The sequence below is a fragment of the Streptomyces sp. WAC07094 genome (assembly GCF_036320405.1).
Lineage (GTDB): Bacteria > Actinomycetota > Actinomycetes > Streptomycetales > Streptomycetaceae > Streptomyces > Streptomyces lannensis.
This window is the reverse complement of sequence record NZ_JAVMJZ010000001.1, coordinates 2884944-2909201: the sequence shown is the minus strand read 5'-3', so window position 1 is coordinate 2909201 and position 24258 is coordinate 2884944. Positions and strand designations below refer to the sequence as shown.

The window sequence follows — 24258 nt, the reverse complement described above, 5'->3', positions numbered from 1 at the left end:
GCCGGCGCAGGTGCCGGTCCCGGCGCGGGAGGCCGTGTCACAGCAGATGGCCCGCATCGCCGACCACGGAGAGGACGCGTCTGAGCAGGGCGCCGATCGGTCCGTCGGCACTCTCCAGGGCCAGTGCGCCGCGTACCACGGCGGCGGTCTGCGGATCGCGCCCGGCGCCGGCCACCAGGCATGCCACGAACTGCTCCACGAGCCAGTCCCGCAGTTCGTCCACCGGAGGCTGCTTGTCCTCGTCGAGCCAGATCAGGGAGGCGGCCTCCACGGCGGTGATCCACGTCCGCACGGTCATCCGCAGCCGTCTCCCGGGCTCCTCCACGTCGAGATGGCTGAGGATGTGCTCGGCTGCAGCGCGCCGTACCCCGTCGACGATGGCCGTGGTGCGGGACGTCTCGACCACGCTGCCGCCCTGGAGCAGCGCGCTGAACCCGGCGTCGTGCTGGTCGACGAAGGCGAGGTAGCGGTCGAGGGCGCGGCCGAGGCGCCGGGTCAGCGGTCCCTCCGGGGGCTCGGCGAAGCACTGCTCCAGCTCCTCGGCCGCGGAGCGCAGCGCGGCCTCGTACAGCTGCTGCTTGCCGCCGGGGAAGTAGCGGTACACGAGCGGGCGCGAGACCCCGGCCGCCTCGGCCACGTCGTCCAGCGAGACCTCTTCGGGCGCGCGCTGCGCGAACAGGGACAGCGCGGCGCCGAGCAGCTGGCTCCGCCGCTCCTCTACGCTGAGCCGACGGTACGCGCGGGTGGGGGCCTCGGAGGTCATGTGGGGCAGCGTAACCGCGTTGTCGTGCAGAACGGCGGGGCGAGCGGGTCCCCCGGCCGGGTCGGCCTGCACGGCCGGCCGCCGGAGTCCCACGGGTCCGTCCTCAGGCCAGCAGCCCCGAGGACCGCCACAGCCGCCGTCCGACGCCCCGCAGCACGCCGATGTCGTCGAGGAAGTCCGTCAGCCTCTTCGCACCCGTCTGCATGACCTCCCGCCGGTGGCCGCTCGCCCTGACCTGGGCGGCCGCCTCCTGCTTGTCCAGGCCGACGTTCGTGTAGACCTCGGGGTTCACGAACGCCACCGAGAAGACGCGTGCGAACTCACCGGAGGTGATCCGGGTGAACTCCTGCGACCACCGCGGGGCGGTCAGCATCTGGCGGCGCAGTTCCTCGCGCGCGTACCGGACGTGCCGGGCCTCCTCGACCACGTGGATGCGGGTGACCCCGCGGATCAACGACTGCACCCGCTCGTCGGGGAAGGTCAGCCGCTGCATCCAGTCGAGGACCTCCTCGCCCAGGAGGGTCGCCGTGAAGGAGCCGGGTGTCGTCGAGATCGTCTTGAAGAGGCGGCCGAGGTTCTGGTGCACCCGGCTCACCGGGTACCAGGGTGTCCCGCCGTGCGCGATCAGCCGGGCGAACATCTTCGAGTGCCGGCATTCGTCCTCGATCTCGGTCAGCGCGTAGCGCACATGCGAACTGGTCGCCGCCTTGTCGTAGATGTGCCGGACCAGCAGCTGCATCAGGATGAGCTCGAACCAGATGCCGAGCGAGGCGAGCGAGGCCGCCTCGTGCTGGGAGAGCAGGATCCGCTGCTCCTCGCCCATCCGCTTCCACAGCGGCGTGTCGTACAGCGACACCAGCTCCGGCGGCCAGAACCACTTGCCCTCCTCGAAGGGCGCGTCCCAGTCCAGTTCCTTGTCGGGATCGAAGGAGTGCTTGGCGGAGGAGGCGAGCAATCGCTCGGCCACCTGCTCCCGGTCCTTGAGCAGTCCGAGCGCGTCGCGCAGCACCTCGGCCTCGGTCACGGTCGTCATCGCTGTCCCCACCACCTCGTCGCACGGGCCGCTGTTACCGGCGGTCACGTCTTATGAGACTGCTTGTCAGCAAGGACGTCAATCCCCTGTGCGCCACTTGTTGACGGAGCGTCTACCACGTGTGAGCGTGAACTGTATGTCGACGCATGAGCTGTACGCCAAGGAACCGGGAGAAACCCTCTGGCAGGTGCCCGCGAGCGGTGCGGCGCGGTTCAGCTGGGAGTACGACGAGGGGCGTGATCGGCTGCTCGCCCTGTACCAGAAGGGCAAGGACAAGCAGTGGGACGGGCAGAAGCGGATCGACTGGGATCTGGAGGTCGACCCGTGCGACCCGCTCGGCACCCCTGACGAGGCGGTGACCCTCTACGGCACGCCGTACTGGGCGAGGATGACCGACAGCGACAAGGGCGAGCTGCGCAAGCACTACGCCTCCTGGCAGTTCAGCCAGTTCCTGCACGGCGAGCAGGGTGCGATGGTCTGCGCGGCGCGGATCGTGGAGTCCGTCCCCGATCTGGACGCGAAGTTCTACTCCGCGACCCAGACGATGGACGAGGCGCGGCACGCGGAGATCTACGGCCGTTTCCTGCACGAGAAGATCGGGATGGTCTACCCGATCAACGACAACCTCCAGTCCCTGCTCGGCGACACCCTCAGGGACAGCCGCTGGGACATGCCGTACCTGGGTATGCAGGTGCTCATCGAGGGCCTGGCGCTGGCGGCCTTCGGCATGATCCGCGACACCACGGACAAGCCGCTGCCGAAGCAGATCCTGGCGTACATCATGCAGGACGAGGCCCGGCACGTGGCGTTCGGCCGCATGGCCCTGCGCGACTACTACAAGCAGCTCACCGACGCCGAACTGCGCGAACGCGAGGAGTTCGTCATCGAGGGCTGCTACCTGATGCGCGACCGGTTGCGCGGTGTGGAGGTGCTGGAGAACTTCGGCATCCCGAAGGCGGAGGCGGAGGAGTTCAGCGAGAACTCCGAATTCCTGCGCCTGTTCCGCCAGTTGCTCTTCAGCCGCATCGTGCCCTGCGTCAAGGACATCGGTCTGTGGGGCAAGCGCCTTCAGCAGGCCTACGTGGACATGGGCGTCTTCGAGATGGGCGACTCCAATCTCGACCTGCTGATGGCCCAGGACGAGGAGATCGCCGAGAAGCTGGACGCGGAGCGTTTCGCGGTGGAGGAGCGGGAACGGGTCACGGAGGTGCGGGAGGCCGTCGAGGAGGGCCGGCGCCTCACGGGCTGATCACCGAGAACGCCCCGCTGCCGCCGTCAGCCGCGGGCCTCCGGTCGCACCTTCCCCGGCGGGAACGGCCTCTGCAGAGTGAACGCATGCTCCGTCGGCCCGTGGGAGCGGAGGTGCAGCAGGCGTTCCTCCGCCTCCGCCACCGTCGGGCGGTGGCCCGCCGGTACCCACCACAGGGCCGTGACCGCCTCCTTCAGGCGTTCGAAGAACTCGCGGCGCCGGGACAGCAACTCACGGTGCCGTCCCCGGTACACGAAGGAGGTCAGCGCGTCGGCGTCACGCCATGTCGACAGGTTGACGATCAGCCACTCGTCGCCGAGGACGGGAACGTCCGTCGCGTTCCCGGACGACTCCTGCAGGCGCCAGACGAAGCCGTCCGAGGCGTCGGCCATAGCGTTGACGGGGTCCAGGGCGTCGACGAAGTCCTTCAACTGCGGTGAGTCCAAGGAGGACTTGAGACGGGCGATGTTCACCTGGGCGAGTTCGTGCACGGATGCGGGCTGCTCGGTGTCCGTCATGGACCGGACGGTAGGTCGGCCCCGAGGGGTGCGGAAGGCCCGTCTCGACAGACGGACCGGTCAACCTCCCGTGTCCCGCTGCGACTGCAGCACCGCCCGCATCACCGACCGGGCGATCGGTGCCGCGTCCCCGCCGCCGCTGATCTCCCCCCGTTCACCCGCGGCGTCCTCCACCACCACGGCGACCGCCACCCCCGGCTCCATCGCGTCGTCCGCCTGCGCCCAGGAGATGAACCAGGCGTACGGCGTGCCCGAGTTGCCCACTCCGTGCTGGGCCGTGCCCGTCTTGCCGCCCACCGTGGCGCCGGGGATCATCGCGTTCTGCCCCGTGCCCTCCTGCACGGCGTTCACCATCATCTCGCGCAGCGCCGCCGCGGTCGCCGGGCTCATCGCCCGGCGCAGGGTGCGCGGTTCGGTGGCGGAGACCGTGTCGCCCGACTTCGTCGTCGTCCTGTCCACCAGGTACGGCGCGCTCACCGAACCGTCACCCGCCACGGCACCCGCGATCATGGCCATCTGCAGCGGTGTCGCCCGCGTGTCGAACTGCCCGATCGAGGACAGCGCCAGCTGCGGCCCGTCCAGCTTCCGGTCGAAGGTGCTCTGCGCCACCGAGAACGGGATCCTCAGCTTCTGGTCGTTGAAGCCGAACCGCTCCGCCGCCTGCGTCATGTTCCGCAGCCCGACCTCGAAGCCCAGCTTGGCGAACACCGTGTTGCACGACCACTCGAAGGCGTAGCGCAGGGACGCGTCCTCGCAGCCCCGCGCCTCGTTCGTCAACCGGGTCGTCGTGCCGGGCAGGAGGTAGGGGTCCGGGGAGTTGGTCGACTCGTCGAGGTCCCGCACCACCCCGGCGTCCAGTGCGGCCGCGGCCGTCACCACCTTGAACGTCGAACCGGGTGGATACGTCTGCCGGATCGCCCGGTTGAGCATCGGCTTCCCCGCGTCCGCGTTCAGCCGTTCCCAGGCCCGTGCGACGGAGTCCCTCGAACCGGACAGCTCACCGGGGTCGTACGACGGCGCCGAGACCAGCGCCAGGATCCGCCCGGTCGACGGCTCGATGGCGGCCACGGCACCGCTGCGCCCGCCCAGGGCCTGGTACGCCGCGCGTTGCGCCGCCCCGTTGAGGGTGGTGACGACATTGCCGCCGGAGCTGCGGGTCCGGGTGACGTCGTTCCACAGGGGGAACGGCGCCAGATCGGGGTCGGTGCCCGCGAGAGTCGCGTCCTGGGTGTCCTCCAGCATGGTCGTCCCGTAGACCTGCGAGGCGAAGCCGGTGACGGGTGCGAACAGGGGACCGTCCGTGTAGGTGCGTTCGTAGCGGAACATCCCGCCCGCGTCCCGGGAGCCGGTCACCGCGCGCCCGTCGACCAGGATGTCGCCGCGCGGTGCGCCGTACCGGGCGATCATCTGCCGGCGGTTGGCCGGGTTGTCGTCGTAGCGCGAGGCCTCGAAGATCTGCACCCGCGTCGCGTTCACCAGCAGGGCGACCAGGAGCAGCGCGCACAGGGCGGCCGCCCGCTGGATGGTGGGGGTTCCGCCGGGCCGCGCGGAGTCGAGGCCCCGGGGCAGGTTCATGGCACGGCCGTCCCGTCGTATTGGCTGCGAGCGGAGTCGCTGATCCGGATGAGCAGCGCCACGATGATCCAGTTGGTGACGACGGACGAGCCGCCCTGGGCGAGGAAGGGCATCGCCATGCCAGTGAGCGGGATCAGCCCCGTCACCCCGCCCGCGATCACGAACACCTGGAGCGCGACGATCGACGCGAGCCCGATGGCGAGCAGCCGCCCGAAGGGGTCGCGCAGCGCCAGGCCCGCCCGGTAACCGCGCTCCACCAGCAGGGCGTAGAGCAGGAAGAGGGCGGTCAGGCCCGCGAGGCCGAGTTCCTCGCCCGCCGTCGCCAGGATGAAGTCCGACTTGGTGGCGAAGCCGATGAGGATCGAATGGCCGAGGCCGAGGCCGGTGCCGAGCGCGCCCCCGGCGGCGAAGGCGAACAGGGACTGGGCCAGCTGGTTGGGTCCGATGCCCGCGTCGATCGAGGCGAAGGGGTGCAGCCAGTCCGCGACCCGCGCATGCACGTGCGGTTCCAGCCGGCCCACGGCCAGCGCACCGGCGAACGCGAGCAGCAGGCCCACGGCGATCCAGCCCGTGCGGCCCGTGGCGACGTACAGCAGCACCACGAACAGTCCGAAGAACAGCAGCGAGGTGCCGAGGTCGCGCTCCAGTACCAGCACCCCGACGCTCAGCAGCCAGATCGCCACGACCGGCCCCAGGACCCGCCCGGTCGGCAGTTGCAGCCGCCACACCCGCCGGCCGGTGTAGGCGAGCGCATGCCGGTTGGCGGCCAGGTACCCGGCGAAGAAGACCGCGAGCAGCACCTTCGCGAACTCGCCCGGCTGGATGGAGAACCCGGCGATCCTGAGCCAGATCCGGGCGCCGTTCACCGCGGGGAAGAAGATCGGCAGGGTGAGCAGGGCCAGCGCGGCCACCACACAGACGTACGTGTAGCGCTGGAGCACCCGGTGGTGCCGCAGCAGCAGCACCACCGCGATGAAGAGCGCCACGCCGACCGTGGACCAGTACAGCTGGGTGGGAGCGGCCCGGTCGCCCGGCGTCTCCAGGTCGAGGCGGTAGATCAGGACCAGACCCACGCCGTTGAGCAGGACGGCGATCGGAAGGAGCAGGGGATCGGCGTACGGGGCGCGCAGTCGCACCGCGCAGTGCGCGAGCAGGGCGAGCACGCCGAGCCCGGCGCCGTAGCGTGCGGCTCCGGGCGGGACGGTGCCCTGGGTGGCGAGCCCGACGGCGCAGTAGCCGTACATGGAGATCAGAACGGCGAGGACGATCAGGGCGAACTCGACGCCGCGGCGCCGGGGCAGCCGCAGGGCGGGAGCGGGGGCGTCGTCCGTCTCCGTCCTCGTCCCCGGCAGTCCTGGCGTTCCGGGCTCGATCATGTGCGGAACGTAGCAAGCGGCGACAGTGATGTCCTGTTATGTCGTCTCAATCAGCTCTTTCCGGTACACCTGGGGGCCTCGGCCCGGGCAGTCTCAGTGTGGCCACCGCCCCGCCGTCCTGGGCGTTGGTGAACTCCAGCGCCGCGCCGAGCACCCGCGCCTGCCCGAGCGCGATCGTCAGCCCGAGGCCGTGGCCCTTCCCGCCGCTCTCGGTCCGGAAGCGCTGCGGCCCGTGGGCCAGGAGGTACTCGGGGTAGCCGTCCCCGTGGTCCCGTACGGTGACCCGCCGGCCGTCGACGGTCAGTACCACCGGGGCCCGCCCGTGCCGGTGTGCGTTCGCCACCAGATTGCCGAGCACACGCTCCAGGCGGCGCCGGTCGGTCTCCACCCACGCGTCCCGCACCACCCGCACCCGGGTGCCGGTCCCCGAGGCCCGCACCACCCGTTCGGCCAGGGGCGCGAGATGCTCGGTGTCCAGGTCTAGACGCTCGCTCTTCGTGTCGAGGCGGGAGATCTCCAGCAGGTCCTCGGTGAGCGTGCGCAGTGTGGCCACCCGGTCGCGCACCAGCTCGGTCGGCCGTCCCGGCGGCAGCAGTTCGGCCGCGGCGTGCAGCCCCGTCAGCGGGGTGCGCAGCTCGTGCGCCACGTCGGCCGTGAACCGCTGCTCGCTCAGCAGCTTGCCGTGCAGCGTGGCCGCCATCGTGTCCAGCGCGCCGGCGACCGCGGCCACCTCGTCCTGCAGGCGCGTCGGGTCCTTCGTGCGCGGGTCGTCCACGCGTGCGTCCAGGTCGCCCGCGCTGATCCGCCGGGCCACCTGCGCGGTGGTCTGCAGTCGCCGGGTCACCCGGGTCACCGCGAAAGCCCCGACCAGCAGCGTCACACTGATCGCCAGGGCCGAGGACCACAGGATCGCCCGGTCGAGGGCGGCGATGATGCGCGCTCCCTGCCGGTAGTCGACCTGTACGGCGAGCACCCGTCCGCCGTCGGCCGGGCCCGCCGCCCACATCGTGGGCTGGGTGTCGCCGGTGCCGACCATGGTGCCGCGGCGCCCGCCCTCCGCCAGGTGCCGCAGCCGGGCCGGCAGCCCCGGAAGGCCGACGCCCGCGCCGAGCGGCAGCCGGTCGCCCGCCTCGTACGCCCGCGCCGCCTCGGTCAGCCGGTCGAGCGCCCGGCCCCGGGCCTCGCCGACGGTCCGGTCGGTGACCTGGACATGGACGAGCACGCCGAGCAGGGCGGCGAGAGCGCAGCACATCACGGCGATGAACGCGGCCGCCTTCCAGGTGAGGGTCGCGGTCCAGTCGGGCAGTCGGCCCAGGGTTCTGGCCATGGCGGTCATCACGCGCTCTTCGACGGAACCGGCGGCACCCGCCGATGCGGCGGCGCGGCGCCCGTCCGCAGGATCTCGTCCCGGCTCGCCAGCATCGCGTGCTGGTGCGGGTCCCAGGTCCACACGGTGCGGAACTCGTACCCGGGCAGCGTCGAGGGGGAGCGGATGAGCACGTCGCGGCCCGCGAGCTCCACGCTGATCACACTGTCCGAGGTGCCCATGACCTGGACCAGCCGGTGGTGCGCGACGGTGTAGACGCGTACCGCCAGCTGATCGCCGGGGAAGCGGACGCCGAGGACCATGTCGTCCCGCCCGTCCCCGGTGAGATCGCGGTAGTAGGCGTTGAGGAGCGGGCATCTGCGGCCCTTGGAGCCCTTCTTGCCGCAGTTCGCGAGCTGCCTGCGGGTCGGCGCGTACAGCGCGCTCGGCCCGGAGTACGCGTCCGCGTGGGCGGCGACCTCGGCGCGGAAGACGTCCAGCGGCGGCACCCGGTGGACGTCGTCACCCGGAACGATGACGCCGTCCACGGTCTCGGTGTCCGCCACGCCGTAGTCGAGGGCCGGCGTGGAGGCGGGCGGCAGCTGCGGCCACAGCTCGACCGGTCCGACGGCGGTGGCGGTCGGTCCCGCCGAGCGCAGGGCGCCGGCGTCGCCGCACCCCGCCAGGAGCAGGGCGGTCGCGGCGAGACCGAGGGCTGCGCGGACACGGCGGCTGGGGAACACGGGGGCACGTCCTTTTGGTCACCTGCTGGCCGGTTGCTCACTCTATGACCGGACGGCGGGTCACTCGGCGAGTTCCTCCAGCAGGCGGACCGTGTCCAGTCCCGCCCGCAGATACTCCACGAACAGCCGGTTGTGCAGGGCCCAGGGCCCGCGGCGGGCGCGGATCATGCGGATCGCCTCGTCGGCGGGGTGCCCGGCCCGGATCAGCGTGTGCGCGACGACCAGGCCCGAGCGGTTGTACCCGTGGTAACAGCGGACGAGGACCCGGCGGCCGTCCTCCAGCGCGTCGTCGGCCGCCCGGGCGAGCCGCATCACGCCGGCGATCTGGGTCCCGTCGAGCGGACCGTCCGGTATCGGCCACACATGGTGCTCGACCCCCGCGTCCGGGCCGTGCCCCGGCAGCCGCAAGAGGGTCAGCACGAGGTCGAACTCGTCGCGCACGACGGCGAGTTCCAGCCCTCCGGAGCGCCCCGCGAACTCGTGGCCGCCCATCCACAGGCCGGGCACGATCTCGCTCCACGGGCTGTCCGGAGCGGGAACATCGGGCTGCTCTCCGAGGGTCCGCAACGGCGCCTCCCAACGACTCCCCAACTGCTCACAAAGGTAACCGGGTTCTTGCCCCTGGAGCACCCCGCCTGGTCCCATGGTCGAGGGGTGATGGTGCATGAGTGGACTGCGCGTCATACCGACCTGGCGGCAGGGGCAGGAACGCCTGTACGTGTGCGCCACCGACGGCAGGAGCGTCGCCTGGTACGACCGGGAGGCGGGCCGGGTCAACCTGCTCAGTGAGGATCTGCGGCAGGACGTGCTCACCGCGCTCGGCCCGTTCCTGACCGGTCCGGTGGCGGTGGGGCCACCACCCGTCCCCACCCCCGCGGAGCTGGCCCGGCTCACCCTCCACCCGGACGACGACCTGGCCCCGAACCGGCCCGGTGAGGCGCTGCTCATCGCCCTGGACCGGGACCCGAAGGCCGCGCACCGGCTGCGCACCGATCCACGACGCAGGGCGCTGGCGGTCGAACAGCGGACCGGTGACGCCCTCGACCTGCTGGAAGGCGGGGGCTGGCGCACGCTGCACTCGGTACCGCTGCCCGGCGGGGACCGCATCCACCATCTGGTGATCGGCCCGGGCGGCCTCTTCGCGGTGCGCTCGCTCGACGCACGCAGGCAGCGGGTCCTCGTCGCCGATCCGATGGTGACGGTGGGCCGCCGCGACGCACGGCCGCTGCTGCGCCGGGTGCGCGCCGACGCGGCCCGGGCGTCGTACGCGCTGACCGCCGAGGTCCGTCCGGTCCTGGTCCTGGTGGAACCGGCCCGTCTGGAGACGACCGTTCCGCCGCGGGGGATCAGGATCCTCGCGGACACCGATCTTCCCGGCCTCGCCCGGCTCGGCGGTCTGCTCAAGCCCGCGGACGTGGAGGCGCTGCACGCGATGGCGCGGGACCGGCACATCTGGTCCAGGGTGTGACCGGTCAGGGCAGCCGGGCGGCGCCGGCGGGGTCGAGGAGCGGGGCCAGCAGGTCGCCGTGCGCCTGGAGGCGGGGGGCGATGTCCGGCGCCCGGAAGACCAGGCTGTCCGGGGACGCGCAGTCCGCGACCTCCTGCCAGGTCACCGGCGCCGACACGGTCGGCTCCGCCCGGGCGCGCAGGGTGTAGGGGGCCGCCGTCGTCTTTCGGGCCGCGTTCTGGCTCCAGTCCACGAACACCTTCCCCGGCCGCAGGCTGCGGGTCATGCGGTGGACGACCAGGCGGGGCATCGCCTTCTCCGCCGCCACGGCGAGCTGTTTGGCGTAGTCCGTCGTGGCCCGCGACGGCGTCGGTGCCACCGCCGCCAGCAGATGCAGCCCCTTCGACCCGGACGTCTTCGCACAGGTCTCCACCCCGTCCGCCGCGAGCCTGTCCCGCAGCCACAGCGCGACCTCACAGCACTCGACGACGGTGGCGGGTGGGCCCGGGTCGAGGTCGAAGACCAGCCGGTCCGCCTCGTCGGGGGCCTCGATCCGCCACTGGGGGGTGTGGAACTCGGTGACCAGGTTGGCCGCCCACATCAGGCTGGGCAGGTCCTGGACCAGCACCATGCGGGCCGGGCCCTCCGAGCGCGGCACCTGGGCCGTGACGACCCAGTCGGGCGTACCGGGCGGCACGTTCTTGGTGAAGAAGACCTGACCGTCCGGTCCGTCCGGATAGCGCAGGAACGACACGGGGCGATCGCGCAGGTGCGGCAGCAGCGCCTCCGCGGTGGTCGCGTAGTAGTGCAGCAGCTCGCCCTTGGTGAATCCGGTCGCCGGATGAACCACCTTCTCCAGGTTGCTGAGCGCGAGCCGCCGCCCCTCCACCTCAGTGATCGGCGTCATACGATGAGAATCCCATGAAATCGCCTGATCCATGAGGAAAAGGGGCGGAACGTGCGATCGATCTGGAACGGAACCATCTCCTTCGGCCTGGTCAGCATCCCCGTCAAGCTGATGAACGCCACCGAGAGCCACTCGATCTCCTTCCGCCAGATCCATCTGGAGGACGCCGGCCGGATCCGCTACCGCAAGTTCTGCGAGCTGGAGGACCGCGAGGTCGACTCGTCGGAGATCGGCAAGGGCTACGAGGACGCGGACGGCACGGTCATCCCGATCACGGACGAGGACCTGGCGAAGCTTCCGCTGCCGACCAGCAAGACGATCGAGATCCTGGCCTTCCTGCCGGAGGACCGCATCGACCCGCTCCAGCTGGACACGGCGTACTACCTCTCCGTGAACGGGACCCCGGCCGCCAAGCCGTACGCGCTGCTGCGGGAGGCGCTGAGACGCAGCGGGAAGGTGGCCGTCGCGAAATACGCGCTGCGGGGGCGGGAGCGGCTCGGGATGCTGCGCGTGGTCGGCGATGTGATCGGCATGCACGCGCTGCTGTGGCCGGACGAGATCCGGGCGGCGGACGGCGTGGCGCCCGACACGAGCGTGACCGTCCGGGACAAGGAACTGGACCTGGCGGACGCGTTGATGGACACGCTGGGGGACGTGGATCTGGACGATCTGCACGACGAGTACCGCGAGGCGCTGGAGGAACTGATCGCGGCGAAGGCGGAGGGCAAGGAGCTTCCGCAGGTACCCGAGCCCGAGGGCGGCAAGGTTCTGGACCTGATGGCGGCCCTGGAGAAAAGCGTGCGGGCGGCGAGGGAGTCGCGGGGCACGGGCGAAGCCGCGGAGGTGACACGTCTGCCGGGCGGTAGGTCGCCCGAGGAGTCCGGGGGCACGAGGTCGACGGCGAAGAAGACGACCGCGGCGAAGAAGGCCGCGGCGAAGAAGACTGCGGCGGCGAAGACGCCCGCGAAGAAGACCGCGGCCAAGAAGACGGCTGCGAAAAGGACGCCTGCGAAGGAGACGGCGGCCAAGAAGGCCGGGGCCGGGAAGACGGCGGCCAAGAAGACCGCGGCGCGCAAGCGGACCGCGTGAGGAGGCGGCTCGTCGGCGGAAGCCCGCGCGTGTGCCGGCGGACCGCCGCCGCGGACCGCTGGATCGGTCCGCGGCGACAGCCCGCCGGCGTTCACTCGGTGCGGGTCGGTGCGAGGCGCCGTCAGCGCACCGTGAAGGTGACGCGCGCGGTGCTGGTCGCGGCGGGCAGCTTGGTGGTGTCGACGGCCAGGTACTCGCCGTCGTCCTGCTGTCCGCTCGGGAGGATCTTGGAGTGCAGGGTGTAGGGCGCCGACCCGGTGGTGACGCCGTCGATGCCGAAGTCGCTGTCGTTGCTGATGAGCAGGGTGCGGCCGTGGTCGGTGGTGGCGACACCCTCGACCTTGTCGTGGCCGAAGAACGCGCCGGTCGGGTCGAGGCGGGTGACCAGGTCGCCCAGGTCCAGGTACGGGCTCTTGGCGACCGGGGTGACCCCGGCCGTCTTCAGCGCGGCCTGGGCCGTGGCGGTGTCGCCTTCGCCCACGTAGGCGTCGATGGTCTGGTGCTTCGGGCCGATGAGCAGCCCGCCCTCGGCCCCGTCGTACGTGGCGCCCCGCACCTTGGCGGAGGGGCCGACATCGGTCGCCCGGCTGATGTCGATCTTGAAGAGCTTCTTGAACGCGCCGGGCTCCATGTTGCCGTCCCGCTCGTCCACGACGAACGTGGTGTTGCTGAGCGCGGTGATCTCGCTGACCGCGCCGCCGGTCGCCTTGGGGTCGTCGAGCAGGTAGACGTACTCGTGCGTCGCGTGGGTGCGCAGGTTGTACGTCGCGATGCGCAGCACGGTGACGTTCTTGGTCTTCACGCCGGCCGGCAGATCGGGCTGCTGGAGCGCGGACTGCATCATGCCGACGAGCGTGCTGCCGTCCGGTGTGAGCGCCAGCCCCTCCATTCCCTTGTTCGGCACCCGGTTGGCCAGTTCGGCCGGGAGCGAGCCGTTGAAGGGGGACAGGCGCTGGAGCGCCCGGCCGTCGCGGGAGAAGTGGGTGATGAACGGGCCGTACTCGTCCGACACCCAGAAGGAGCCGTCCGGCAGGGCGACCAGGCCCTCGGGGTCGTAGCCGTTCGGCGAGGCCGGCAGCGCGTTCCCGGCCAGGTCGATCAGCGACTCACCCGTGTTCGCCTGGGTGTTGACATGCCCGTTGTACAGGGTGCCGTCGGCGGCGCGCAGCGGGATCGTCTTGAGGACCTCCGCCTTGGTGCCGACGAGGCGGATCCTGGCGATCGCCGGGTGGAAGTCCGGCAGGGGCAGCGCCTTGTGGCCGTCAGGGGTGTCGACATTGGGGCCGCGGTCGGTGATCCCGTAGAACTCGTCCTTCGAGCCGGGCACGGGGTAGAGCGACGAACCGTACGCCCCGCCCGAGATCTTGACCCCGTCGATCGTGGTGAGCGCCGGCAGATGTGTCCGGTAGAGCTTGACGGCGTCGCTGACCGTGTAGTCGAAGCCGTCGGTGCCCTTGAAGCCGGAGTTCGGCGTGTAGTCGAACGAACCGTCCTGGTGGACCGTCAGAGAACCGTGCGCGGTCTTGGTGTGCGAGACGAGCGTGGCCGGCCTGCCGCTGTCGTTGGACAGGAAGCCCTTGCCGCGGACGGTCAGCGTCCGGCCTGCGTGGGCGGTGAAACGGTCGGAGCGTGCCTTGAGTACCGGACCCCGACCGCCGTGAGCCGTCGGTGCGGCAGTGGCCAGGCTGCTGCCGGCCAGCGACAGCACCACAGCGGTGGCTGCGGCGGTCGCGATCCTCAGACGAGACATGAGTTCCCCTCCTGGTCCGTGCGTCTCCTTGCGGGCGCACGACTGGCGAGCCTCTTTCCGCCACATGTCCGTTGCGACAAGCGGGACTTGACGAAAGCCGGTGATCGGGTGACGGGAAGTTGGCCAACAGGCACAGCGCTTGTCAAGCGCCCCTGAACGCGGCCCCCGACGGAACGGGGCGCCTGTGGTGCCGGAGGCGAATCGCAATCCCCTGTCCGACGCTCCCGGTTCACACGATTCCCCACGGGCACCCACCTGTTGCTCACCCGCCCGAGGAACGCTCCTGACATGAGCATTGCCTTCTTGCGGGCTCGCCGCCTGCTCACCGCGCCGGCGATCGCCCTGGTAGCGGGCGACATCGACGCCGCCCTGGACGAGGCGAACGACGCCGGTTTCGACAGCAGTGACACGCAGCTGATCCTCGACCGCTACTGACGCGACCGACGGTTCGGCACCGGGCGGTCCGCGGGCACCACGACCGCGGACCGCCACGGCCTTCCGGCGGGGGCCGAACCCGCGGGCCGGTCAGGGGGACGGGCCCCGGGGATCTCGTGCACGACCGCCTCCGGGGGCGCTGTGGCCGTCCGCGCCCCGCAGCGCACGACGAGCGCCCGAGCTGCCGTACGGGACCGGGCCGCCTCGTGGTGAACGCGGGCGCGGTGCACCCGTGCCCGCGGGAGGGGCGGGCCGCCGACGAGTGCCGGGCCGGGCGCGGTCCTCCGGTTGCGCGCGGCCCGGATGCAGGCAGCATGTTGTGGGAGATACGTTCGCCGTGCCCTGTACACCCGGGCGGCGGTGGTGACGTTGCGCGACGCCCAGCGCACCGGCAGCGGCGGGTCGACACCCTGGAGCGGGCTTTGGCCGCCCCGGGCGGCCGGGGCTTTTGCCCAGGGCGATGGGAGGCACGAGCGATGGGTAGCGAGGCGACCCCCGTGGACCGCCTCCGGAAGTTCGCCCGCACGGTCCTGGCGCACCGGGGCGGCGGCAGCGGCGCACGTCATGACGCCGGACGAGCGCGTGAGGTGTACCAGAGCTCGACCATGGGCGCGTTGATGGACGGCGTCTACGACGGCGATGTCTCCGTGGGGCAACTGCTCGAGCACGGGGACTTCGGGCTCGGCACGTTCAACCACCTCGACGGCGAGATGCTCGTCCTGGACGGTGTCTGCTACCACCTCCGCGCCGACGGTTCCGTGGAGACCGCCGACAGGGGTGATCTGTCGCCCTTCGCCGCCATGACGTGGTTCACGCCGGAGATCACCGAGGAGATCACGGCGCCCATGACCCGTGCCGAGGTGATCGCGCTTGTCGACGACCTGGCCCGCAGCCCCAACCTGATCTACGCGATCCGGATCACCGGGCGTTTCGGCGGGATCCGCACCCGGACGGTGCGGAAGCAGGAGCCGCCGTATCCCTCGCTGACCGAGGCCGCCGAGGGGCAGGCGGAGACCGACTTCACCGATCTGGAAGGGACCTTGGCGGGCTACCGCACACCCGATTACGAACAGGGCATCTCGGTGGCCGGCTACCACATGCACTTCATCGACGCATCCCATGAACACGGCGGTCACTGCCTGGACTTCCGCGTCGAGCACGGCACCGTCGCGCTCGGCGAGCGCTCCGAACTCCACCTCAGTCTGCCGACGACACAGCAGTTCCTCGGCTCCGATCTGACCCCCGGCAACCTGACCGAGCAGATCCGCCAGGCCGAGGGCGGCTGAGGGGCGGCCTGCGGAACCGCTGTCCGCGGCCGGCGAGCGGGTGGGTCCGCCACCGGCCCCGCTGCCGGCAACGGGCGCGGCCGGCTCCGGACTTCGACGGCCGAGGAGCTCTCTGCCACCACAACGAGAGGCTGCATTCCATGTCCGAGTCTGAAGCGCGTGCCGCCCAGCGCGCGGTCGAGGTGCTGTCAGCGTACGGCGTCAGCCATGTTTTCGGAGTGCCCGGCGCGAAGATCGACTCGATCTACGACGCCCTGGTGGACAGCGGCCCTCAACTGGTGGTGTGCCGCCACGAACAGAACGCGGTCTTCATGGCCGCGGCGGTCGGACGGCTCACCGGGACACCGGGGGCCGTCGTCGTCACCTCAGGGCCGGGCACATCCAACACCGCGACCGGCCTTCTCACCGCCAACACCGAGCAGGACCCGGTCGTCGCGCTGTGCGGGGCCGTGCCCCGCGCGGACCGCCTCAAGCGCAGCCACCAGTCCATGGACGCCACCGCCGCCCTCAAGGCCTTCACCAAGTACACCGGCGAGGTGAACGACGCCGACAACGTCCCGGAAGCGGTGGCCAACGCCCTGCGTGCCGCCGTCACCCAGCCCCGGGGGGCCGCGGCCGTGATCCTGCCCTCCGACGTACTGGCCACGCCCATCCCGGCCGGCATCACCAGGGCGTGCCCCGTACCCCGCCTGGGGCCCGCACCGGCCGAGGGCATCGAGCAGGCGGCCCGCCTCATCCGTGACGCCAGGCGGCCGGTGATCCTCGCCGGTGTACGGGGCGCCGATCCGGAGGCCTGCGCCGCCCTGCGCGCCCTCCTCGAGGACACCGACCTGCCGGTGGTGGAGACGTTCCAGGCCGCGGGCGTCGTCTCCCGGACGCTGGACGAGCACTATCTCGGCCGGGTCGGCCTGTTCCGCAACCAGCCGGGCGACATCGTCGTCTCGCACGCGGACGTCCTGGTGACCATCGGCTTCGACGCCGTCGAGTACGACCCGAAGCTGTGGAACACCGACCCGTCCCGCACCGTCGTCCACATCGACGTGGTGCCCGCGAACATCGACAACCACTACCAGCCGGCGATCGAGCTGCAGGGTGACGTCGCCGCCACCGTCCGGGCCCTGGCCGGACAGCTGTCCGGGCTCCGTCTCGACGCCGAGGTCCTCGGTGAACTCGCCGAGCAGCGGCGGGCCCTGAAGGAGGCCGACGACACCGCGCGCACGGCGAACCACACGCGTGCCGGCCTCAATCCGGTGTCGGTCCTGCTCACGCTTCGCGACATGATCGACGACGACGCCACCGTCACCTGCGACATCGGCTCACACTACATCTACACGGCCCGGCACTTCCGCGCCTACGAGCCCCGGCACCTGCTGTTCTCGGACGGCCAGCAGACGCTCGGGGTGGCCCTGCCCTGGGCCATGGCGGCCTGCCTGGTACGGCCCGGCAGGCAGGTCGTGTCCGTGTCCGGCGACGGGGGATTCCTGTTCAGTGCCCAGGAACTGGAGACGGCCACCCGCCTCGGCCTGCACTTCACCCATGTGATCCTGCGCGACAACACCTACGACATGGTCCGCTTCCAGGAGGAGCTGAAGTACGGACGCACCTCGGGAGTACAGCTCGGCGACTACGACATCGCCCAGTACGCCGGAGCCTTCGGCGCCCACGGCTACCGCGTGGAGACCGAGGAGCAGTTCGCCAAGGTCCTCGGCGAGGCCCTGTCGCGCGAAGCCCGGGTCCAGCCGGGCATCACGATCATCGACGTCCTCGTGGACTACACGCGGAACACCGAACTCTTCGCCCAACTCCACGAGGGAGTCCTCGAATAGGCGCCTGCGCCGCGCACCATCGGATCCACCCGCCGGCGAGTCCCGCGAACCGGCGGCTCCCGTACCCGGATCCCGGCACGAGAAAGGCCATGACATGGGCACCTGCACCGTTGGCGACCACCTGCTGCGCCGTCTGCGGGAGATCGGGGTCGGGCACGTCTTCGGCGTACCCGGCGACTATCAGCTGGAATTCCTCGACCAGCTCGAGGCGATGGACGGCATCGAATGGATCGGGAACTGCAACGAGCTCAACGCCGCCTACGCCGCGGACGGTTACGGCCGGCTGAACGGGATCGCGGCGCTGGTCACCACGTTCAGCGTGGGGGAGCTGAGTGCCCTGAACGGCGTCGCCGGAGCGTACGCCGAGTCCGTGCCGGTCGTGTCCATAGTGGGGACGCCGGCGACCTTCATCGTGGAGGACAAGCAGAAGGTCCATCACACGGCCGGTGACGGCGACTTCCGGCGCGCGGCGAGGTGCGCCGAGGAGTACACGGTCGCCCGGGCGACGCTGACCCGCGACAACGCCGCTTCGGAGATCGACCGGGTGCTGTGCCTGTGCTGGCTGCTCAAACGTCCCGTGTACATCATGCTGCCCTCGGACGTGGCGTACGAGACGATCGAGGCGCCTGGCGAGCCACTGGTCCTCCCCGAGCCGTCCAGCGACCCCCGCAAGCTCGCGAGGTTCACCGACCAGGCGCGGGACCTGCTGCGCTCGGCGGACTCGATGGCCGTGCTGCTCGGCCCCGAGGCCGACCGGTACCGTCTCGCCCCGCAGCTGGTCCGGCTGGTCGAGGGCATCGGCTGCCCCGTCGCCTGCCTCAGCTCCGCGAAGGGCGTCTTCCCCGAGGACCACGACCAGTTCATCGGCGGGTACGCGGGAAAGCTCAGCGACTCCTACGTCAGGGAGACCATCGAGAACGCGGCCTGCCTCCTGGCCGTCGGCACTCAGTTCACCGACTCGGTCACCGGAGGGTTCTCCCAGAACATCGACCCCTCCCGGCTGATCGCACTCCATCCGACGGCCGCGGCCGTGGGCTCCGTCCGGCACGACCATGTGTCCATGAAGGACGCGATCCAGGCTCTCGCAGGCGCCGGCATCCGCAAACCCTCCGACATCACCTCGCAGTTCCGGCGGTGCGTCGGCGCAGCGGCGCCCCACGAGCCCGCCCGCTCGGCCCGGCTCGTCCAGGAGCGCTTCTGGGAGCAGTTCCAGGAGTTCCTCGAACCGGGGGACGTGGTGATCGCCGACCAGGGCACCTCGTACTTCGGATGCGCGGAACTGCCGCTCCCGCACGGCTGCACCTTCGTGGGCCAGCCCCTGTGGGGCTCGATCGGCTACACGCTCCCGGCCCTGCTGGGGTGCATGCTCGCCGCGCCCGAGCGCCGTCACATCCTGCTGATCGGCGACGGCTCCTTCCAGCTGACCGCGCAGGAACTGTCCACGGTGCTGCGCCATGGCCTCAACCCCGTCGTCATTCTGATCAACAACGACGGCTACACGGTCGAGCGCCACATCCTGGGCGCGAACGCGGGTTACAACAACATCGCCACCTGGCACTACGACCGGCTGGTCGAGGCCTTCGACCCGCTGGGCCTGGCCGTCACCGTCAAGGCGACCACCGAGGAGGAACTCGCTGCCGCGTTCGAAACGGCGGGCGGCGACCGCGACCGGCTCGTGTTCGTCGAGGCGTTCATGGAGCGCCTGGACGCCCCCGAGTCCCTCGTCCAGCTGAGCAGGGCGTTCTCCACCTCCGACTACCACCACGCGCCCGTCTCCTGACCGTGGACCGGTGGCCGGCTGAACCGCGTTCCGCCTGGTGAGAGGGGCACCGGGCACGGCGGTCCGGGCGCCGGGCGGCGCCGCCGCTTCTGCGCGGGCCCGCCCGCCGCCGAACCCGGAGAGCTGTGCGACCGCACGGTGCCACCTTCGGGTGAATCTCGCGCAGCCGCCTCGTCAGAACGGCAACTCGGCACTATTTTCGAACACATGAGCGAATGGCGTGATGCGGAAGAGGTCCCGCTGCCGATACCTGCCCGTGTGCCGGCGAGGGAGGAGGTGGAGTTCAACCGCACCGGCCTCTGGCTCACGCTCAGCCGCGAGGGGCGGCGACAGAGGACCCAGGTCATCCAGTACCGCGATCTGCCGGACGGGACCCGGGCGATCCTCACGATCGTCGACTGGCCGTCGCCGTCGATCCCCATGGTGTGGGTCGCGTGGGACCCGGACCGGATGAGCCTCGAATACACCTCGAGGGAGGTGCTCGCGACGGCGGAGGCGCAGCCTCGCGAGGGCGACGCGCAGGCGATCGGCACGGGGGAGATGCTCGACTGCTTCACGGGTGATCACACGACGTACTGGCCGCACCGCGAGGTCGAGGTGCGCGTCGGGGGGCTGTGGCGTCCCGGCCGGCTGCGCTGCATCTACCGCGGGCCGCACAAGCGGGCGGTCGCCCTGGTGACGACCTCGTTGTACGAGCCCGAGTGGGGGGCGTGGGTCGCGTTCAAGCGGATGTACCGCTGGGACCCGGCGGCGATCCGGCCCGCCCGTCCACCGGATCCGCCGTCCTGACGCGTCGCCGCGTACATTCCCGTGCACAAGGGGCATGACGGGCGGACCGTCAGGACATCCCGGCGGACCGGGAGAAGTACCGCGACCGGGGAAGGTGACGGCTCGTCATGTGAGGCTCGCGGCCTGTTCCCTGCTGTTTCCGGGGGTCTTCTCGCGGTGCGGGAGCAACAGCGGAGTGGCCAGGAGGAGGACACCCGCGATCGCGATCGCGGTGCGGGGGCCGGTGGCCGCGGCCAGCAGACCCCACACCGCGGTCATGGCCGCGATGGAGGCGCTGGTGCTGACCGACCACGCGGACAGGGTGCGGGCGACCCGGTCGGGGGCGGTGTGTTCGAGCCGGTGGGTGGCCAGCACCGTGTTGTACAAGGCGCAGCAGGTCACCAGTCCGAACTGGACGGCGATGATGAGCACGATCCCGGGGACACCGGGCCGCACGAAGGCCAACCCGATGGGCCAGCACGCCCGCAACGCCCCGACGGTGCGGATCACCTGGTGCTGCCCGAACCGTGTCACGAACCGGTGCGCCAGACGCGAGCCGATGAGGCCGCCGACGCACGGGGCCGCGAACACGAGACCGTACTGCCAGGGCGCGAACCCGAGACGGCCCAGCAGCAGTACGGCGAGCAGCGGCTCGGAGGCCATGATCAGGCCGTTGACCGCGATCGCGTTGAGGAGCAGTGGACGCAGTGTGGGGTGGGCCAGGATGTGACGCCAGCCTTCGAGCAGATCGCCGGCCCGCAACCGGGGTGTACCGGTCCGCTCGGGGCGTGGTTCGGTCCCGCCGATGGCGCGGATGCCCAGCGCCGAGAGCAGATAGCTGACCGCATCGGCCACCACGGTCGTCATCGGGCCGAAGATCCCGATCGCCGCACCGCCGAGCGGCGGTCCGACCATGGACGCCGTCCACATCGTGGACTCGAACCGGCCGTTGGCGACGAGCAGGTCCTCCCGTGGCACGAGCGTCTTCACAAAGGCGCCGCTCGCCGCGTTGAAGGCGATGTTGGCGGCGGCGACGACGACGGAGACGACGAGCAGTTGGGCGAAGCCGAGCACACCGAACGCGAACGCGACGGGGACGCTCACCATCGCGGCACACCGGGTCAGGTCCATCGCGATCATGACCGGCCGCTTGCGGCGGAACTCCACCCACGGTCCGAGCGGCACCGCGACCATCGCCCCCACCGCCCGACCCGCGGCGGCGAGCACCGCCACCTGGGTGGGCCCGGAGTGCAGTACGACGATCGCGATCAGGGGAAACGCACCGAACCCGAGCCATGTGCCGTAGGAGCTGACGGCGAAGGCCGCCCACAGCCAACCGAACCGCCGTCCCAGCGCCCGCCTACCCGGCATTCCCACCGCACCCCTCGCCGATCCCGACAACCACACGCTGACCACCGGCATCAAAGCGAGCGGCAGGCCGCCTGATCAAACAACCGGAGAGCCAGGGAAGCACAACCATGCGTTGTGCCGATACCGTGGCCGCGTGGATCTCGACGCCGTACGCACCTTTGTGGCCGCCGCGGACGCGGGACGGTTCCAGGACGCCGCCGCCGAGCTGTCGATCACCCAGCAGGCCGTCTCCAAACGCATCGCCACGCTGGAGAAGATCCTCGGCGTGCGGCTGTTCACCCGTACGGCGCGAGGAGCGCGGCTCACCATCGACGGACAGGCATTCCTGCCCCATGCCCGTGATCTCCTGCGGGCCGAGGAGCGGGCGGTCGCCTCGGTGCGTCCCGGACGCCGCGCGCTGCGCGTCGATGTGATCGGCCGACAGCTCGCCCCGGCCGCCGTGCTGGGCGACTTCCATCGCTCGCACCCCGAGGTCGAGCTCGACGTCGTGACCCTCTTCGACGCCGACGCGGCCGTCGACGCCATCCGGTCCGGCACGATCGACGCGTCATTCCGCGCCGTGACCATGCCCGGCCGGCGGCTCCCCGACGACATCGCGGCCGTCGCGGCCTTCGACGAGCCCGTCCAGCTCCTCACCGGCCCCGCCCACGAACTCGCCGCCGCCCGTACCGTCGGCCCGGCCGAGCTCGCCGGACACCGGATCTGGATGCCCGGCATCGTTCCCGGAACCGAGTGGGCGGCCTACTACGACGCCCTCGCCGCCGAGTTCGAGCTGACCATCGAGATCACCGGACCGGACTTCGGCACCGAACCCCTGCTGGACACCATCGCCGACTCCCGGTCGCTGGCGACCTTCGTCGGCGAGCGGACACGGCTCGTCTGGCCCGCCGACCACGGCCTGCGGCGGATCGCCGTGCACGGTCCGACACCGGTCTACCCGCATTCGCTGGTGTGGCACCGGGACAATCCGCACCCGGCGCTCGCCGCGCTCCGCGCCCACCTCGGCTCCGGGCGGTTCGACCACTCCGGCACCGGGACCTGGACACCGGCCTGGGCGAGGCGGCCGGACGCGGACAGCGCGGTGCCGGCCGCCGGCTGAGTGCTCCCGTCTCAAGGGATGGGCCGATAGCGCAGGGGTCTTCCGTTCCGGTCCGCGGAGGCGTACGTTCCGCATACCCCGCGACGCGCTTTCCGAGGCGCCGGCCCGCCGCTACCGGGACGGCGGGCCGCGCGGGGGCCAAATGCCTGCGCCGTGCCGTGTTCCACGGGCTCGGCCGACAGCCGCTGCCCTCGGCGTTCCCGTGTCCCCGGTCGTCCTCGGGACCGGCCGGGCGGCTCTCCGCACGGCCCCGATGCAGGCCGATCGTCCCGCGCCGCAGCCCACGGTGCCGCGATCCACCGTGCCGAAGTCCCGCTTCTCCAAGGCCGGGTGGTCCGGGCGCCCGCGGTGCCATGATGATCGCCGTCGGCGGTTTCCCGCCGGTGGAAGGCCCGGCCGAGGAACCGTCCCACCGCCGTGCGAACGCCGTGAAGCACGCCGAAGGAGGCCGCGTGGAAGACCGGACGCAGCAGGAGCAGGCGAGCCCCGAGACCGAGGCGCGCATCCGGGGCAGCTACGAGCGGCAGGGGCTGATGAGCCACCTCGGTGCGCGGATCGCACACATCGCGCCGGGCCGCGTGCACCCCGTGCTCCCGAGCCGGCCCGAAGTGACCCAGCAGCACGGCTACGTCCATGCAGGTGCCACAGGTGCCACAGGTGCCACAGGTGCCATCGCGGACAGCGCGGGCGGTCACGCGGCCTTCACGCTCTTCCCCGAGAACACCGAGGTGCTCAACGTCGAGTACAAGATCAACCTCCTTGCGCCCGCCGTGGGGGACCACCTCGAGGCGGCCGAGCAGTGACCGCGCCGCCACTGCCGTCCTGGGTGATCCGGTGGCAGCGCCCGTTCCCCGACGCCAATCTGCTCCTGCTGAAGGGGAGGCAACCCGCCCTGGTCGACAGCGGGTTCGTCGGCCACGCCGAGGAGACGGCCGCCTGGGCGCAGGCACGGACCGGCTCCGTCGACCTGGTCGTGAACACCCACTGGCACTCCGACCACGTCGGCGGCAACGCCCTCCTCCAGGACATGGGCGCCGCGATCGCGGCCGGAACCCCGGAGGCCGAGGCCGTCGCCCGCAGGGACCCGGGCTGCTGTGCGGCCGAGTACCTCGACCAGCCGGTCGCCCCGTACACGGTCGACATGCCGCTCGACGACGGACGGATCCTCCGGCTCGGCGACGCCGACTGGGAGGTCGTCCGCACCCCCGGACACACCCCCGGGCACCTGTCGCTGTGGCAGCCGGACGAGCGACTGCTGGTGGTCGGGGACGCGCTGTCCGACTACGACGTCGGCTGGGTGAGCCGCGCCCTCGACGGCCCCGAAGCGGCGGCCACCGCGCTCGACTCCCTGAAGCGGCTCGCCGCCCTCGACCCTCGGGTCGTGCTTCCCTCGCACGGACCCGTCCCGGCGGATCCCGATGCGGCGTTCGCCGCCGCGCTGCGCCGTGCCCGGCGGTTCGTGGACGACCCGGAGGGAGGGGTCTGGTACGGCGCCAGGCGGATCTTCGCGTTCGCCCTGATGATCCGTGACGGGATCCCGGCCGACCGGGCCGAGACCTATCTGCACGCACGGGCCTGGCTGCGCGACGCCGCACGGCTTCTGGGCCGTACGCCGCAGACGCTGGCCGTCGAACTGATCGACGCGATGCTGCGCAGTGGCGCCATCGTGCTGCGGGACGGCCGCCTGCACGCCGCGGCCGAGCACACGCCGGTCCGGGCGGAGTCGCTGTGTGTACCCCACCCTCGCGACTGGCCGCCGACGCGGCTCTGAGCCGCGTTTTTTCAGTCGTTGCCGTCGCGGTGACGGAGGCGGTGGTGGGCAGTGGTGCCGTGGTCCGGGGGAGGTCCGTCGGTGCACCACCGCCGAGCGCTCGCCGGTCCGGCCCGGTCGCGCTGACCCGACGGGCGGGCGCACCGCCGGCCCGTCGGCAGGCGCG

Annotated in this window: 21 protein-coding genes and 1 pseudogene; 11 read left to right on the top strand and 11 right to left on the bottom strand. The window is 71.4% G+C overall.

Annotation, left to right across the window (positions count from 1 at the left end; translation table 11 throughout):
* Window positions 1–37: 37 nt before the first annotated feature.
* Both RCR19_RS12705 and RCR19_RS12700 read right to left on the bottom strand, forming a co-directional pair.
* On the bottom strand, window positions 38–763 hold the full coding sequence (locus tag RCR19_RS12705) for a TetR/AcrR family transcriptional regulator (RefSeq protein WP_115976257.1): 726 nt from the start codon (window positions 761–763) through the stop codon (window positions 38–40).
* A gap of 103 nt (window positions 764–866) precedes the next feature.
* Entirely contained in the window at window positions 867–1796 is a 930-nt protein-coding gene (locus RCR19_RS12700) for a diiron oxygenase (protein ID WP_331265247.1), read from the bottom strand.
* A 136-nt stretch (window positions 1797–1932) separates the two neighbouring features.
* Here RCR19_RS12700 and RCR19_RS12695 point away from each other — a divergent pair, with 136 nt between their 5' ends.
* Window positions 1933–3045: a ferritin-like domain-containing protein gene (locus RCR19_RS12695; protein WP_331265246.1), complete on the top strand. Its 1113-nt coding sequence runs from the start codon at window positions 1933–1935 to the stop codon at window positions 3043–3045.
* A 26-nt stretch (window positions 3046–3071) separates the two neighbouring features.
* On the opposite strand, the gene RCR19_RS12690 is transcribed toward RCR19_RS12695, so the two are convergent.
* Genes RCR19_RS12690 through RCR19_RS12665 form a run of 6 tightly spaced genes read right to left on the bottom strand, consistent with a single transcriptional unit; the run spans window position 3072 to window position 9130 of the window.
* Window positions 3072–3563, bottom strand: a complete 492-nt coding sequence (locus RCR19_RS12690) for a DUF3291 domain-containing protein (protein WP_331265245.1) — start codon at window positions 3561–3563, stop codon at window positions 3072–3074.
* 60 nt (window positions 3564–3623) lie between these two features.
* Window positions 3624–5138 carry a penicillin-binding transpeptidase domain-containing protein gene (locus RCR19_RS12685; RefSeq protein ID WP_331265244.1) on the bottom strand — a complete coding sequence of 505 codons (1515 nt, stop codon included), beginning with the start codon at window positions 5136–5138 and terminating at the stop codon, window positions 3624–3626.
* On the bottom strand, window positions 5135–6514 hold the full coding sequence (locus RCR19_RS12680; RefSeq protein WP_331265243.1) for an FtsW/RodA/SpoVE family cell cycle protein: 1380 nt from the start codon (window positions 6512–6514) through the stop codon (window positions 5135–5137). The genes RCR19_RS12685 and RCR19_RS12680 overlap by 4 nt, the downstream gene beginning before the upstream one ends.
* A gap of 46 nt (window positions 6515–6560) precedes the next feature.
* Window positions 6561–7841 (bottom strand): ATP-binding protein, encoded by a 1281-nt coding sequence (locus RCR19_RS12675; RefSeq protein ID WP_331265242.1) that lies wholly within the window; start codon window positions 7839–7841, stop codon window positions 6561–6563.
* 8 nt (window positions 7842–7849) lie between these two features.
* Window positions 7850–8563, bottom strand: a complete 714-nt coding sequence (locus tag RCR19_RS12670) for a hypothetical protein (RefSeq protein WP_331265241.1) — start codon at window positions 8561–8563, stop codon at window positions 7850–7852.
* Window positions 8564–8623: 60 nt separating this feature from the next.
* On the bottom strand, window positions 8624–9130 hold the full coding sequence (locus RCR19_RS12665) for a dual specificity protein phosphatase family protein (RefSeq protein WP_331265240.1): 507 nt from the start codon (window positions 9128–9130) through the stop codon (window positions 8624–8626).
* A 97-nt stretch (window positions 9131–9227) separates the two neighbouring features.
* Between RCR19_RS12665 and RCR19_RS12660 the strand changes: the two genes are divergently transcribed.
* Complete coding sequence (locus tag RCR19_RS12660; RefSeq protein WP_331265239.1) at window positions 9228–10031, top strand: nuclease-related domain-containing protein; 804 nt, start codon at window positions 9228–9230, stop codon at window positions 10029–10031.
* Between the two features lie 4 nt (window positions 10032–10035).
* Here the strand turns inward: RCR19_RS12660 and ligD are convergent, their stop codons facing one another.
* On the bottom strand, window positions 10036–10917 hold the full coding sequence (ligD, locus tag RCR19_RS12655; RefSeq protein ID WP_331265238.1) for a non-homologous end-joining DNA ligase: 882 nt from the start codon (window positions 10915–10917) through the stop codon (window positions 10036–10038).
* 51 nt (window positions 10918–10968) lie between these two features.
* On the opposite strand from ligD, the gene RCR19_RS12650 reads away from it, so the two are divergent.
* Window positions 10969–12006, top strand: a complete 1038-nt coding sequence (locus RCR19_RS12650; protein ID WP_331265237.1) for a Ku protein — start codon at window positions 10969–10971, stop codon at window positions 12004–12006.
* A 121-nt stretch (window positions 12007–12127) separates the two neighbouring features.
* Here RCR19_RS12650 and RCR19_RS12645 read toward each other — a convergent pair whose 3' ends face one another.
* Entirely contained in the window at window positions 12128–13756 is a 1629-nt protein-coding gene (locus RCR19_RS12645; RefSeq protein ID WP_331265236.1) for an esterase-like activity of phytase family protein, read from the bottom strand.
* A 288-nt stretch (window positions 13757–14044) separates the two neighbouring features.
* Between RCR19_RS12645 and RCR19_RS12640 the strand changes: the two genes are divergently transcribed.
* From RCR19_RS12640 to RCR19_RS12620, 5 genes are all read left to right on the top strand, one after another.
* Window positions 14045–14191, top strand: coding sequence for a hypothetical protein (locus tag RCR19_RS12640; RefSeq protein ID WP_331265235.1), 147 nt, complete (start codon window positions 14045–14047; stop codon window positions 14189–14191).
* A 497-nt stretch (window positions 14192–14688) separates the two neighbouring features.
* Complete coding sequence (budA, locus tag RCR19_RS12635) at window positions 14689–15477, top strand: acetolactate decarboxylase (RefSeq protein ID WP_331265234.1); 789 nt, start codon at window positions 14689–14691, stop codon at window positions 15475–15477.
* A gap of 140 nt (window positions 15478–15617) precedes the next feature.
* On the top strand, window positions 15618–17303 hold the full coding sequence (gene alsS / locus RCR19_RS12630; RefSeq protein WP_331265233.1) for an acetolactate synthase AlsS: 1686 nt from the start codon (window positions 15618–15620) through the stop codon (window positions 17301–17303).
* Window positions 17304–17397: 94 nt separating this feature from the next.
* Entirely contained in the window at window positions 17398–19083 is a 1686-nt protein-coding gene (locus tag RCR19_RS12625; RefSeq protein ID WP_331265232.1) for an alpha-keto acid decarboxylase family protein, read from the top strand.
* A gap of 207 nt (window positions 19084–19290) precedes the next feature.
* Window positions 19291–19872, top strand: a complete 582-nt coding sequence (locus RCR19_RS12620; protein WP_331265231.1) for a hypothetical protein — start codon at window positions 19291–19293, stop codon at window positions 19870–19872.
* A 105-nt stretch (window positions 19873–19977) separates the two neighbouring features.
* Here the strand turns inward: RCR19_RS12620 and RCR19_RS12615 are convergent, their stop codons facing one another.
* Entirely contained in the window at window positions 19978–21222 is a 1245-nt protein-coding gene (locus RCR19_RS12615; protein WP_331265230.1) for an MFS transporter, read from the bottom strand.
* 133 nt (window positions 21223–21355) lie between these two features.
* On the opposite strand from RCR19_RS12615, the gene RCR19_RS12610 reads away from it, so the two are divergent.
* The 3 genes and pseudogenes from RCR19_RS12610 to RCR19_RS12600 all read left to right on the top strand — a co-directional run bounded on the left by RCR19_RS12610 (window position 21356) and on the right by RCR19_RS12600 (window position 24092).
* Window positions 21356–22321 (top strand): LysR family transcriptional regulator, encoded by a 966-nt coding sequence (locus RCR19_RS12610; RefSeq protein ID WP_331265229.1) that lies wholly within the window; start codon window positions 21356–21358, stop codon window positions 22319–22321.
* A 452-nt stretch (window positions 22322–22773) separates the two neighbouring features.
* A pseudogene (locus RCR19_RS12605) lies at window positions 22774–23112 on the top strand (PaaI family thioesterase); the annotation flags it as partial.
* A gap of 8 nt (window positions 23113–23120) precedes the next feature.
* The gene (locus RCR19_RS12600; protein ID WP_331265228.1) at window positions 23121–24092 is read left to right on the top strand and encodes an MBL fold metallo-hydrolase; all 972 of its coding nucleotides are present in this window, start codon (window positions 23121–23123) and stop codon (window positions 24090–24092) included.
* Window positions 24093–24258: the final 166 nt, after the last annotated feature.